General features: G+C 67.8%; 8 protein-coding genes. 2 read left to right on the top strand and 6 right to left on the bottom strand.

The genetic code is table 11. From position 1 onward, the window contains the following. Positions 1 to 16: 16 nt before the first annotated feature. Together ACFPO9_RS14235 and ACFPO9_RS14230 are read right to left on the bottom strand one after the other, a co-directional pair. Entirely contained in the window at positions 17 to 3,133 is a 3,117-nt protein-coding gene (locus tag ACFPO9_RS14235; protein ID WP_379771777.1) for an efflux RND transporter permease subunit, read from the bottom strand. Positions 3,134 to 3,143: 10 nt separating this feature from the next. Continuing rightward, on the bottom strand, positions 3,144 to 4,289 hold the full coding sequence (locus tag ACFPO9_RS14230) for an efflux RND transporter periplasmic adaptor subunit (RefSeq protein WP_379771776.1): 1,146 nt from the start codon (positions 4,287 to 4,289) through the stop codon (positions 3,144 to 3,146). A gap of 147 nt (positions 4,290 to 4,436) precedes the next feature. On the opposite strand from ACFPO9_RS14230, the gene ACFPO9_RS14225 reads away from it, so the two are divergent. Both ACFPO9_RS14225 and ACFPO9_RS14220 read left to right on the top strand, forming a co-directional pair. Next, positions 4,437 to 6,002, top strand: a complete 1,566-nt coding sequence (locus tag ACFPO9_RS14225) for a DUF1800 domain-containing protein (RefSeq protein ID WP_379771775.1) — start codon at positions 4,437 to 4,439, stop codon at positions 6,000 to 6,002. A 10-nt stretch (positions 6,003 to 6,012) separates the two neighbouring features. Next, positions 6,013 to 7,248, top strand: a complete 1,236-nt coding sequence (locus ACFPO9_RS14220) for a DUF1501 domain-containing protein (RefSeq protein ID WP_379771774.1) — start codon at positions 6,013 to 6,015, stop codon at positions 7,246 to 7,248. Positions 7,249 to 7,411: 163 nt separating this feature from the next. Here ACFPO9_RS14220 and ACFPO9_RS14215 read toward each other — a convergent pair whose 3' ends face one another. From ACFPO9_RS14215 to ACFPO9_RS14200, 4 genes are read right to left on the bottom strand one after another with little or no spacing between them, the layout of a single operon-like run. Beyond that, positions 7,412 to 8,164: a 2OG-Fe dioxygenase family protein gene (locus tag ACFPO9_RS14215; protein WP_379771773.1), complete on the bottom strand. Its 753-nt coding sequence runs from the start codon at positions 8,162 to 8,164 to the stop codon at positions 7,412 to 7,414. 23 nt (positions 8,165 to 8,187) lie between these two features. After that, positions 8,188 to 10,206 (bottom strand): TonB-dependent receptor, encoded by a 2,019-nt coding sequence (locus ACFPO9_RS14210; protein ID WP_379771772.1) that lies wholly within the window; start codon positions 10,204 to 10,206, stop codon positions 8,188 to 8,190. 2 nt (positions 10,207 to 10,208) lie between these two features. Continuing rightward, entirely contained in the window at positions 10,209 to 10,721 is a 513-nt protein-coding gene (locus tag ACFPO9_RS14205) for a DUF6702 family protein (RefSeq protein ID WP_379771771.1), read from the bottom strand. 1 nt (position 10,722) lies between these two features. Beyond that, positions 10,723 to 13,113 (bottom strand): M1 family metallopeptidase, encoded by a 2,391-nt coding sequence (locus ACFPO9_RS14200; protein WP_379771770.1) that lies wholly within the window; start codon positions 13,111 to 13,113, stop codon positions 10,723 to 10,725. Positions 13,114 to 13,124 lie beyond the last annotated feature (11 nt).

Here is a 13,124-nt window from a genome sequence, read left to right as displayed (position 1 = left end):
CTTCGCGGGAATGACGTTATCTCATCGCGCTTTCCTCAGCACGCGCCGGATGATGCGGATGCTTCCGCAACCTCCGCCCCATCCGCCCCATCCAGTGCTCCGCATCGTCCACATAAGTGAACACCGCCGGCACCACCAGCAAACTCAATAAGGTCGAGGTAATCAAGCCGCCGATCACCGCGACCGCCATCGGCGAGCGGAAGCTCGGGTCGCCGGAGAAGCCCAGGGCCAGCGGCAGCATGCCGGCGCCCATCGCGATGGTGGTCATGACGATCGGGCGCGAGCGCTTGTGGCAGGCGTCCACCAGGGCATCGAAGCGGTTCATGCCGGCTTTCCTCGCCAGGATCGCGTAGTCGACCAGCAGGATCGAATTCTTGGTCACGATCCCCATCAGCATGATCAGGCCGATCATGGTCGGCATCGACAGCGCGTTCCGCGTCAGCAGCAGCGCGACGAAGGCGCCGCCGATCGACAGCGGCAGCGCCGCCAGGATGGTCACCGGCTGCAGGAAGTCGGTGAACAGCAGCACCAGCACGCCGTAGATGCACAGCACGCCGATCAGCATCGCCAGGCCGAAGCTGGCGAACAGGGCCTGCATCTCCTGGGCGTCGCCCAGTTCCGCGATCGCTACCTTCGCCGGCAAATTCTTCAGCGCCGGCAGGGCGCGCGCTTCCTCGTTCACTTCGCCCAGCGAGCGGCCGTTCAGCTCCACTTCCAGCGTCACGTTGCGGCTGCGGTTCAGGCGGTCGATCTGGGCCGGGCCGCTTTCCATCGTGATTTCCGCCACGTTCGCCAGCAGCACCGGGCCGTTCTTGCCCGGCACCGTCAGGCGGCCGATGGCGTCGAGGTCGGCGCGCACCGCGTCCGGCAGCTTTACGCGGATCGGCACCTGGCGCTCGGACACGTTCATCTTCGCCAGCACCTGGTCATAGTCGCCGGCAGTGGCCACGCGCACGGTTTCGCCGATGCTGGCCGCGGTGACGCCCAGGTCGGCGGCGCGCGCGAAGTCGGGCCGCACGATGATCTCGGGCCGCACCAGCGAGGCGCTGGAACTGACGTTGCCGACGCCGTGCAGGGTACGCAACTGGCGCTCGGCTTCGCGGGCGACGGCGGTCAGGGCCACCGGGTCTTCGCTGCGCAGCACCAGCTGCATCTTGACGCCGGTGTCGGGCGGTCCTACCGTGAAGCGGGCGCCGGGGATGTCGGCCAGCTTCGCGCGCAGGCTCGATTCGATGGCCGCCAGCGATTCCTTGCGGTCGCTGCGGTGCACGGTGCTGAGGGTCAGCACGGCGCGCCGCGCTTCGGCCGCGCCGCCGGGGGCGAAGGCGTCGCCGCTGGAGCCGCCGCCGATGGAGCTGAACACGGCCTTGACCTGCGGGACCTGCAGCGCGGCCTGGCGCACGCGCTCGGCCACCAGGCGCGTCTCCACGAGCGTCGAGCCGGGCGGCAGCTCGACGTTGATCTGGGTCTGGGCGCGGTCGGCGGCGGGCACGAAGCCGGTCGGCAGCAGCGGCACCAGAGAGATCGAGCCGACGAAGAACAGGGCCGCCGCCAGCATGGTCAGGCCGCGGTGGCGCAGGCACCACTGCATCACGTGCATGTAACGCCGCATGACCGGGCCGTCCTTTTCCTCGCCGTGCTTCGCCGGCTTCAGGAAATAGGCCGCCATCATCGGCGTCAGCAGGCGCGCCACCAGCAGCGAAGCGAGAATCGCCAGCACCGCGGTCCAGCCGAACTGCTTGAAGAATTTGCCGGGGATGCCGCTCATGAAGGCGGTCGGCAGGAACACCGCCACCAGCGAGAACGTGGTCGCGATCACCGCCATGCCGATTTCGTCGGCCGCTTCGAGCGCGGCCTGCATCGGCGATTTTCCCATCCTCAGGTGCCGCGAGATGTTTTCGATCTCGACGATCGCATCGTCCACCAGCACGCCCACCACCAGGGCCAGCGACAGCAGGGTCACCATGTTCAGCGTGTAGCCGAACAGGTACTGGCCGAGGAAGGCCGGGATCACCGACAGCGGCAGGGCGGCGGCGGCGACCAGGGTGGCGCGCCAGTCGCGCAGGAACCAGAACACCACCAGCACGGCCAGGATCGCGCCCTCGTACAGCATCTCCATCGAGGCCTTGAAGTTTTCCGTGACCGGTTCGGCGTTGTCGATCACTTCGCGCAGCACCACGTTGCCATGCCTGGCCTGCAGCTCGCGGATGGCGGCGCGTGCGCCCGCGGCGACGTCGGTCTCGCCGGCGCCGCGGGTGCGGAAGACTTCGAAGCCGACCACGCTGCGGCCATTCTGCTCGGCCAGCGCGCGCGGCTCGGCCACCGTGTCCTCGACCTTCGCGATCTCGCTCAGCCGTACGTGGCGGCCGTCCGGCAGCGGGATCTCCATGCGCGCCAGTTCCTGGGCCGTCTGCACGGTGGCGAGGGTGCGCACCGACTGCTCGCCGCCGCTGACGTCGCCGCGTCCGCCCGGCTCCTCGCGCTGCACGTTGCGCAGCTGGCGCGAGACGTCCAGGGCCGACACCCGCAGCGCCGCCATGCGGGCGTCGTCGAGCTCGACCCGCACCTCGCGGGTCACGCCGCCGACGCGCTTGACCGCGCCCACGCCCGGCACGCTGAGCAGGCGCTTGGACACCGTGTTGTCGACGAACCAGCTCAGGTCCGGCGCATCCAGCGCCGGCCCGCCGTTGGCCTGCGCCGCCTCGGCGGTGAAGGTCAGGATCACGCGGCCGGCGGTGGCGACCTTGGTCACGCTGGGGTCGCGCATCTCGGCCGGCAGGTCGGCGCGCACGCGCGCCACCGCGTCGCGCACGTCGTTGACGGCGTCCGACAAGTCCTTCTCGAGGACGAATTCGACGGTGATGGTGGCGACGCCGTCCAGCACCTTGGTATAGATGTTCTTGATGCCTTGCAGGGTCGCGACCGAGTCCTCGATCTTGCGCGCGACCTCGGTTTCCAGCTGGGCCGGCGCGGCGCCGTCGAGCGTGGCGGTGACGGTCACGATGGGCAGTTCGATGTCCGGGAAGTCCTGCACCTTGTTGGCCCGGAAGGCCAGGATGCCGGCCAGCGTGAGCAGGACGAACAGCATGATCGCCGGGATCGGGTTGCGGATCGAGAGGGCCGAGAAATTCATGCCTGCCCCTTCAGCGCTTGGCGACCGTGGCCGGCGCTGCCGGCGCGGACGGCACCGCAGTCGGCACATTACGTACCAGATCGCCGTCGTTCAGGAAGCCGGCGCCGCTGGTCACCACCAGCGCATCCGGCGGCAGGCCGGCCACGATTTCGACGCGGTCGCCGAGGCGCCGGCCGGTCGTCACCTTGACCTGGCTGACGCGGTTGTCCTGGTTCAGGCGGAACACGTAGGCGAAGCCGTCGCGCACCACGACCGCCTGCTGCGGCACCGTCAGCGCGCCCGACTCGCCCAGATTAAAGGAGCCGCCGGCGAACATCCCGGCCTTCAGCGGCGCGTTCGACGACAGGCTCGGCGGCAGGTCGACGTAGACCAGGGCGACGCGGCTTTGCGGGTCGACGGTCGGGGCCACGGTGCGCACCGTGCCCTTGATCGTGGCGCCGCTGGCGGCCTTGACCTCGGCCTTCAGGCCCGGCTTCATGCGCGGTAGCTCGGCGGCGGTGACCTCAGCGCGCCATTCCAGCCGGCCCTGGCGGATCATGCGGAACAGCTCCGCACCCACGCCCGCGACCGCGCCCACGGTGGCGTTGCGGGCCGAGATGATGCCGCTGTCGGGCGCCACCACCTGCGTGTACTTCAGGCGCAGCTGCTGCTGCGACAGGCTGGCGCGCGCGGCGGCCACCCGCGCCGCGGCGGTGCGCTCGGCGGTGATGTACTGGGTGACCTGCTGCTCGCTCATGGCGCCCGAGCTTTTCAGCGCGCGGGCGCGCTGGGCGTCGGCCTGGGCGGCGGCGGCATTCGCCTCCGCTTCCTGCAGCGCGGCGCGGCCCTGGGCCAGGTCGGCGTTGACGACGTCGGCATCGAACACGGCCAGCACTTCGCCTTTCTTGACGATGTCGCCGACGTTGACCCGCACTTCGCGCAGGCGCAGGCCGTTCGATTCGCTGCCGATGACCGCTTCCTGCCAGGCGGCGACGTTGCCGTTGGCGTCCAGGCGCAGCGGCAGACGCGTGGTGGCTGGACGCGCCGTGGTCACGGTGAGGGCCGGGCGCGGGGCGGCGGCCTTCTTGTCGTCGGCAGCGCGGCTGGTGGCGAAGGCGCCGGCCAGGGCTGCGAGCACGGCGAGCGGGATCAGGATGTGGGGGCGGGGTCGGGTCATCATCCTGCGAGTGTAACAAAAATGCATGCCTTGCCGACGCCTCGTATGTACTGATCCGGCTTTACAAATCTTTACGCCTGAAAAGACATCCCGCTGGCTACACTGTATCTTATGCTTGTGTGCGATAACCCATCGGAGCGTCCGTTCATGACCAAGCGTCTTCTATTAGCACTCCTTGCCGCGGCGTCGGCCGCCGCGCCCGCGCTGCACGCCGCGCCGCTGCCCGCCGACCAGCAGGCCGTGCACGTGCTGAACCGCCTCGCCTTCGGGCCGCGCCCCGGCGGCGTCGAGCGGGTCCAGCGCATGGGCGTGCAGCGCTACATCGACGAGCAGCTGCATCCCGAGACCATTCCCATGCCGGCTGAGTTGAGCGCGCGCCTGGACGCGCTGGAGACGGTCAAGCGCAGCGCCGGCACGGCCCTCGGCGACTACATCGAGCTGCGCAAGGAAGTGCGCAACGAAGAGGAGGGTGCCAAGCAGCGCCGCCGCATCGAGCAGGGCCGCGCCACGCGCGAAGAAGCCGAGGCGCGCCTGGTGCGCGCGGTCGAGAGCCCGCGCCAGCTCGAAGAGGTGATGGTCGATTTCTGGTACAACCATTTCAATGTCTTCGCCGGCAAGGGCGTCGATCGCGCGCTGGTTGCCAGCTACGAGCGCGACGCCATCCGCCCGCATGTGCTGGGCTCCTTCCGCGAACTGCTGGGCGCCACCGCCAAGCACCCCGCGATGCTGTTCTACCTCGACAACGTGGTGTCCTCGACGCCGCGGCCGAACGCCAGGGGCAGGGCGCAAGGCCTGAACGAGAACTATGCGCGCGAGCTGATGGAACTGCACACGCTGGGCGTGGACGGCGGCTACAGCCAGCGCGACGTGACCGAGCTTGCGCGCATGCTGACCGGCTGGACCTTCGACCAGCGCCGCCTGGTGCGCCAGGACGAGACCTTCCGCTTCGACGCCGGCCGCCACGACAAGGGGACCAAGACCTGGCTCGGCCACGAGATCGCGCCATCCGGCCAGGCCGAGGGCGAGTACGCGCTCGACGTGCTGGCCATGCACCCGGCCACCGCGCGCCACCTCAGCTTCCAGCTGGCGCAGTACTTCGTCAGCGATGTGCCGCCCCCTGGCTTGGTCGAGCGCATGGCCCAGGCCTGGCTGGCCAGCCGGGGCGACATCCGCACCGTGCTGAAGACGATGTTCTCCAGCCCCGAGTTCATGGATGATGCCGCGCTCGGGGCCAAGTTCAAGACGCCTTACCAGTTCGTGGTGTCGGCCGCGCGCGCCAGCAGCGCGCCGCTGGCGAACGTGGGCCCGCTGGTGAACACCATGAGCCAGCTCGGCATGCCGCTGTACGGCTGCCAGACCCCGGACGGCTACAAGAACACCCAGGAGGCCTGGCTCAATCCGGATGCGCTGACCCGCCGCATCGCCTTCGCGACCTCGCTGGCCCAGGGCCGGCTGCCGCTGGCGACCAGGCCGGTGCTCGCGCCGCCGCCGGCGCCGATGATGCAGAACCTGGCCGGCAGCGACGCCTCGCCGGCGATGTTCATGCCGCCGCCACCGACGGCGCCCGCACCGCCGGTCCCCATCGATCCGACGCGCCTGCAGGCCACGCTGGCCGGCGTGTTGTCGCCCGCGACCCTGGACAGCATCGCACGCCATCCCGACAACCTGCGCGCCGCGATGGTCCTGGGCAGCCCGGACTTCATGCAGCACTAAGGAGACAACCATGAAACGCAGGGACTTCCTGAATACGCTGGCGCTGGGCGCCGGCATCGTGCTGCCGCTGGGCTCCCACGCCTGGGCGGCGACCGGGACCGGCGAGAGCCCGACCCGCAAGAAGCTGGTGGTGGTGATGCTGCGCGGCGCCGTCGACGGTTTGAACGTGGTGGCGCCGGTGGGCGACGAGAACTACCTGCGCCTTCGTCCCGGCATCGGCCTGGGCGCGCCGGGCATGGAGAACGGCGCGCTGGACCTGGACGGCTACTTCGGCCTGCACCCGGCGCTGGCCAGCCTGCAGCCGCTGTGGCAGCAGAAGAAGCTGGCCTTCGTGCACGCCAGCGGCTCGCCCGACGGCACCCGCTCGCACTTCGACGCCCAGGACTATATGGAATCGGCCACGCCGGGCCGCAAGAACACGCCGGACGGCTGGATGAACCGCCTGGTCGCGACCCTGCCGGGCACCACCACGCCCAGCCGCCTGCTGGGCATCGGTCCGGTCATGCCGCGCATCCTGGCCGGCCAGGCGGCGGCGGTCAACCTGCCGAACGTGGCATCGGGCACCAAGGCCGACATCCTCGACCGCCCGGCGATCGGCGCCGCCTTCGACCAGCTGTACGCGAACCACCCGCGCTTCGGCCGCGCCTACGACGATGGCCGTAAGGCGCACCGCGAAGTGATGATGGCCGCCGCCGAAACCCCGCAGATGCAGGCCGCCGACCGCGGCGCGCCGCTGCCCAACGGCTTCCCCGACGATGCGGCGCGCCTGGCCACCCTGATGCGCAACGACCCGAAGATCCAGATGGCTTTCGTGGCGCTGGGCGGCTGGGACACCCACGTCGGCCAGGGCGCCGGCACCGGCCAGCTGGCGAATCGCCTGGCGCCGCTGGGGCAGGGCCTGACGGTGCTGGCCGAGCGCCTCGGCAGCCTGTTCGACGATACCGTGATCGTCGTGATGTCGGAGTTCGGCCGCACCGCGCGCGAGAACGGCACCGGCGGCACCGACCATGGGCACGGGAATGCGATGTGGGTACTGGGCGGGAAGGTCAACGGCGGCCGCGTCTACGGCGACTGGCAAGGCCTGGAAGACGCCGCCCTGAATGAAGGGCGGGATTTGCCGGTCACAACCGATTTCCGTTCGGTGCTGGCGCAGGTGGCCGAACGACATTTACTTTTGAACGACAAGCAGCTCGGGCAGGTCTTTCCCGCAATGCCGCAAAAAGGTCCGTCTTTCAAGCTTGTCTGAGGTGACTGTAGGAGCGGTCCCACTCTGGGGCGAGGCCTTGAGGCTATCGTAGTTCTACTGTATTGCGCTGCACAATAAATGGCGCTATAGTTGAACCGTCTCCTCCAGTTTTCTCCGAAACCTGGATTCCGCCCGCTCCGCAAGGTAGCGGGTTTTTTTTTGTTCAAGCGCCGGCCGGCTCGGCCTCATCCCCCTGGAACGCACCCGCGCGCCAGGTCAGCACCAGCGTATCCCGATGCCCATGCTCAGCCAGCGGCTGGATCGGCGTCGACTCGTGGATCACGGCGGCGTCGTCGAGCAGCAGCATGGTCCAGGGTTCGAGCATGGTGAAGCGCTGCCCCTTCGGGCCGTCGGCTTCGAACACGCGGGTCTCGCCGCCCTTGATGCCCTCGCGCCCGATCAGGATCACGGCCACGAAGTCGACGCCGTCGCGGTGCGCGCCTTCCGGCGTCGGACGGCCGATGCCGTCGGCGGTATCGATGCGGAACTGGTGCGCCTCGACATACCAGGGCTGCGGACCCTTCACCGCGGTGCAAACCGCACTCAGGGAACGCAGCAGGCGCTTCCAGGCAGGCTGCTCGATCGTGGCCGCTTCGATCGGCACGAACAGGCGGTGCATGCCGCCGTGCAGGGCGTTGTACTCGACCGGCTGCCAGTGCGCACGGTGCGGGCTCTGGACCAGCGCCGCGCCGTCGTCGACGAAGCAGGCGTGGCGCCGGCGCCGGTAGCGGCCGCCGTCCTTCAGGTAGTTGTCGAGTTCCAGGCGGTCCCAGCTCGGCGCCAGGGCCTGCAGGTCGTCGAGGGAGCAGCCGGCGAGGCTGGCCACGTCTTGCGGACGCAGCAGGACATAACCGTCCGTGCGCAGCGCTTCGACGATGCGCGACGGGTCGGAATAGGGTGGTTGCGAGGTAGTCATCCCGCTAGCGTAGCAGGTTTTCGTCACCAATTCTTGATGAGGGTAAGGCGGAAGGAGCGCGATTCGAGCGGGTGGAAGTGGATGTCCTCATGGGGCTCCGCTTCGCCCTTCAGCTGCGAGGCATAGTAGTAGTCGATGCTCGAGACGCGCTTGTTGGCCAGGTTGAAGCCTTCCAGCTCCAGCCGCAGGTCCTTCGCAAACCGGTAGCCGATGCGACCGTTCAGGGTGGTGCTGGCGTGCGAGCGCACGCTGTTGTCCTCGACCAGCGGGCGCGGGCCGAAGTAGCGCAGGCGCAGCGCGCCTTCCCAGGCGCCGTCCTTGCCAAGCTGGCTGGCGGTGATCGCCAGCTGGCCCACGCCCTCGACGGCGCCAGGGATGTGCTCCTGGCCGGCCTCCACCTCGCGCGAGCGGGCGTGCGCGAAGGCGGCGTCGAAGTCGATCGACAGCCACTTCACGGGCTTGTAGTAGTTCGAGAACTCGATGCCGATGCGGCGGCTGGGCGCGCCGGCCTCGGTATTGCCTGCGTCGCCGACATAGGTCAGCTCCGAATCGAAATCCAGGCGGTACAGCGACAGCGCGGTTTGATTCTTGGGAATCGCTTCCGTGCGCAGGCCGATCTCCATGCCGCGCGAACGCACCAGAGGTTCGACACTGGTGACAGCGCCGCGCGCGTCGTTGCTGTGGAAGCCCTGGCCATAGTTCAGGTAGATCTCGCTGCTCTGCCAGGGGCCGAACGCCAGGTTCAGCGAAGGGCTGAGCAGGGTGTCGCCGGCGCTGGCCGTCGTGCCTGTCAGCTCGCTCCGCACACGGAAGCGGTAGCCGTCGGCGCGCAGGCCGAGGGTGCTGCGGACAAAATCCCCCCAGCGCGTCGCGCTCTCGATCCAGGCCGCGCGGCTGGTCTCGACGACATGGTCCTGGCGCGTGAGGCCCAGGGTTTGCCGCGCCTCGGTGTGCGCCAGGGCGTTGAAGATATTGTCGTTCTGCGCCTGCAGGCCCACGCTGATGTCGGCGCTAAGGGTATCGCCGCGGTGCGCGTGCCAGGTATGCAGGGCGTTGACGCCGCTGGTGACGCGGCGGTCCGGCTGGGCGAACTGGTCGCCGTGCACCGGGTCGTCCATGAAGTAGGTGAAGTTCGACCACAGGTCCAGCTGGTTGCGGATGAGGTAGGCATTCACCTTCGAGGCCGAATCGGCCGTGGTCTGGCGCCACACGCCGGACAGGCTATAGCGGCGCGCCTCGCCGCCGTCGGTATCGTCGACCAGGCCGAAGCGCTTGACGCGCCCGTCGTCGACCGCGCGCTCGGGGATCTGGTCGGTGGCATTCCAGCGGCCGTGGTAGGCCATCGCCGTCACGCTCCAGCCGTTGTTGGCATAGCCGCGGCTGTAGCGCAGCACGCCGTTCAGCTTCTGGTAATCGTCAGGGCGGGTGTAGGGGCCGTCGTTGTGCAGCAGTTCCAGCGCATAGGTGAGGGCGCCCCCAAGCGCATCCTTCGAGGCCGCCAGCGCCGTGCGCGCATAGCCGTTCTGGCCCACGCTGAGGGTCGCCACGTCGCGCACCAGGCGGCTGGCGTAGGTAATCGATGCGCTGCCGGCCGAGGCAAAGTCGCCTTCGCGCGCCGAGTAGGGCCCCTTGCGGTAGTCGAGGCGGGCGGTCAGTTCCGGGATCAGGAAGTTCAGGTCGGTCCAGCCCTGGCCGTGGGCGTGCGAGCGCTGGTTGACCGGCATGTCGTCGACATAGGTGGCGAGATCGGTGCCGTGGTCGAGGTTGAAGCCGCGCAGGTAGAACTGGTTGGCCTTGCCTTCGCCGCTGTGCTGGCTGGCGATCAGGCCGGGCGCCGCCTCCAGCAGTTCGCCGGGACGGTAGATGGTGCGCATCTCCAGTTCCTTCTGGCTCACGCTGCCGGCGTTCGCGGAATCGGCGATGCCGAGCTGGCTGGCGCGCGCGCCCTCGACCAGCACGCGCTGGATCACCGGGTCATCGGCGTGGGCAAGGGTGTGGGCGGACAGCGCGGCCAGGGCGCAGGGCAGGAGTCGGAGACGCATATTCAGTGTACCGAGAACTCGGATTGCTTGCTGCTGAAGCCGAAGGTGCGCAGGCTGCCGGCCACCGTCAGGTTCACGGTGTTGAGCTGGTCGGGCATGAAGTCGGTCAGCACCGCGTCGTGGATGATCTCGACCTTCGCGGCCGGCGTCTGCGGCGCTTCCTGGTAGATCGTGACGCTCTGGGCATCGGCCGTCATGCCGACCCAGTTCAGGGGCAGGCGGCGCTGGTCCTTGTCCGCCAGCCAGAACTGCTTTTCGACGACCTTGCGGAACACGGCCTGGTCGTCCGGATCGGACAGGTCGAACTGGCGCTGGTACAGATTGGTCAGCAGGGCCTCGACGTCGTGCGCCATGTAGGTGTGCACGACCTCGAGGCTGCCGGACCGCTCGTTGTAGCTGATGTCGGTGATCCCGGCGTGGAAGTTATGGGCCAGCAGCGGCGCCGGCGCCAGCGCGCAGGCGCCGGCCAGAGCGGCGGCGACTGTGTACTGTACGATGAAGCGTTTCAGTTTCATTTTATTCTTCGGCCTTCACGGCTTCCTTGCTGTCCTTCTTCGGCTCTTTCGTCTTCAGCTTTTCGCTGTAGTCTTTCATCATGTCATCCGATGGGCGCTGGCTCTTGAACAGTTCCAGGCGCGATTGCGCCGGCTTGCGCGGCCAGGCGTTGTCGCTCTGGTCGACGTCGGCGGTCTCCCAGTACGGGTCCTGCACCAGGCTGCTCATCGGTTCGTCGGTGATGATCAGTTTCGTGATCTTCTTCGGGTTGTAGCGCCAGACTTCGGCCGGCACGCGCTCGATATACTTCTTGCCGCTGGCGAGGGTGATCTCGAGGATCAGCGGCGTCACCAGCCCGCCCTTGTTGGTGAAGTCGACCAGGTAGAGATGCTTGCCTTCCTTCAGCAGCGCCTTTTCCCAGTCTTCCAGGCCATCCACGGTCTCATTGTACTTGTTGCGGTCCTTGTTGGTGACCGTGAACTCGTCGTGTTCGTTGTAGAAGTCCTTCAGCTCCGGATGGGCGTCCAGGCGGCGCGGCAGCGTGCCCTTGTTGCGCTGGTCGGTGATCGAGACCGGCTCGCCGGCCTTTTGCGCACGCTTCCATGCCTTCTCGAGTTCCGGATCCTTGGTCCCGACCGTGTACTCGCTGATGCCGTCCACGCTCACATCCACCGCGTCGGTGGTGTAGAACCAGCCGCGCCAGAACCAGTCGAGGTCCGTGCCGGAGGCGTCTTCCATGGTGCGGAAGAAGTCGGCCGGGGTCGGGCGCTTGAACTTCCAGCGCTGTGCGTATTCCTTGAAGGCGAAGTCGAACAGTTCGCGGCCCAGCACCGTCTCGCGCAGGATGTTCAGCGCGGTGGCCGGCTTGGCATAGGCGTTGTTGCCGCGCTGGGTGACGGATTCGGAGCCGGTCATGATCGGCACCTGGTTGCGGCTCTTCATGTAGTCGGTGATGTTGCGCGCTTCGCCGCGGCGGGCCGGGTAGTTTTCTTCCCACGCGGTCTCGGCCAGGAATTCCATGAAGGAGTTGAGGCCCTCGTCCATCCAGGTCCACTGGCGCTCGTCCGAGTTGACGATCATCGGGAAGTAGTTGTGGCCGACCTCGTGGATGATCACGCTGATCAGGCCATACTTGGTGCTGCGCGAGTAGGTCAGCTCGCCGGTCTTCTTGTCCTTGGTCGGGCGGCCGCCGTTGAAGGAGATCATCGGGTACTCCATGCCGCCCACCGGGCCGTTCACGGAAATCGCCACCGGATATGGATAGTCGAAGGAATACTTGTTGTACTGGTCGATGGTGTGGATGATGGCCTGGGTCGAGTACTTCTCCCACAGCGGATTGCCTTCCTTCGGGTAGTAGGACATGGCCAGCACGTCGGTCTCGCCCTTCTTGAAGCCCTGCGCATCCCAGATGAACTTGCGGCTGGTGGCCCAGGCGAAGTCGCGCACGTTCTTAGCCTTGAAGCGCCAGGTTTTCGTGGTGGAGGCGCGGCCTTTTTCGCGCGCTTCGGCGTCCGCCTGGCTGGCGATGACGACCGGCTGCTTCGCGGTGCGGGCCTGCTTCAGGCGCTCGCGCTGGGCGGCGGTGAGGACCTCGCCTTCGTTCTGCAGCTCGCCGGTGGCGGCGACGATGTGATCGGACGGCACCGTGATCTCGACATCGTAGTCGCCGAACTCCAGCGTGAATTCGCCGTCGCCGCGGTACTGCGTGTTCTGCCAGCCGTGGGCGTCGTAATAGGCGGCCATGCGCGGATGGAACTGGGCGATCTCGAACAGGTCGTTCTTGTCCTCTTTGTCGAAACGCTCGTAGCCCATGCGGCGGCCCAGCACATTCGTCTCAGGCACATTGAAGGACCACGACATATTGAAGGAGACGCGCGCGCCCGGCTTGAGCGGCTGTTCGAGGTCGATGCGCATCATGGTCTTGTTGATCACGTAGCGCAGGGGCTTGCCGTCCGTGCCGGTGACGCTGGCGACCTTGAAGCCGCCGTCGAACTTGCGGCTCTCGACCAGGAAGCGCGCCGCCTCGTACTGCAGGCCTGTCTGGCCGCCGGCGCCCGCCGTGCGCCATGCCTCGCGCGAGGGGTAGCTCGAGATCATGCGGTTGTCCGAGTCGGCGCGGAACATGTTCTGGTCCAGCTGGACCCACAGGTAGTTCAGCGTGTCCGGCGAATTGTTGTGGTAGGTGACGGTCTCGCTGCCGGTGATGGCGCGCTTCGCTTCATCCAGCTGCGCGCGGATCTTGTAGTCGGCGCGCTGCTGCCAGTAGGCGTGGCCCGGCGCGCCCGAAGCGGTGCGGGTGTCGGTGGGCGTGGGCAGCAGCTCGTCGAGCTGGCGGAACTTGTCGTCGAATTGCTGGGCGTAGGCGGTGCCGGTGATGGCGGCGATCAGGGTCAGAGTAGCGAGATGTTTCATGTTGTAGGGTG

The organism is Massilia aerilata (assembly GCF_042656905.1).
GTDB lineage: Bacteria > Pseudomonadota > Gammaproteobacteria > Burkholderiales > Burkholderiaceae_D > Telluria > Telluria aerilata.
Note: the sequence above shows the minus strand (reverse complement) of the source record. Positions and strands in the feature narration are given on the sequence as shown.

Excerpts from the sequence above, each read along its gene's own strand:
- ACFPO9_RS14235 (WP_379771777.1), bottom strand. The coding sequence starts at position 3,133 with ATGAATTTCTCGGCCCTCTCGATCCGCAACCCGATCCCGGCGATCATG.
- ACFPO9_RS14230 (WP_379771776.1), bottom strand. The coding sequence starts at position 4,289 with ATGACCCGACCCCGCCCCCACATCCTGATCCCGCTCGCCGTGCTCGCA.
- ACFPO9_RS14225 (WP_379771775.1), top strand. The coding sequence starts at position 4,437 with ATGACCAAGCGTCTTCTATTAGCACTCCTTGCCGCGGCGTCGGCCGCC.
- ACFPO9_RS14220 (WP_379771774.1), top strand. The coding sequence starts at position 6,013 with ATGAAACGCAGGGACTTCCTGAATACGCTGGCGCTGGGCGCCGGCATC.
- ACFPO9_RS14215 (WP_379771773.1), bottom strand. The coding sequence starts at position 8,164 with ATGACTACCTCGCAACCACCCTATTCCGACCCGTCGCGCATCGTCGAA.
- ACFPO9_RS14210 (WP_379771772.1), bottom strand. The coding sequence starts at position 10,206 with ATGCGTCTCCGACTCCTGCCCTGCGCCCTGGCCGCGCTGTCCGCCCAC.
- ACFPO9_RS14205 (WP_379771771.1), bottom strand. The coding sequence starts at position 10,721 with ATGAAACTGAAACGCTTCATCGTACAGTACACAGTCGCCGCCGCTCTG.
- ACFPO9_RS14200 (WP_379771770.1), bottom strand. The coding sequence starts at position 13,113 with ATGAAACATCTCGCTACTCTGACCCTGATCGCCGCCATCACCGGCACC.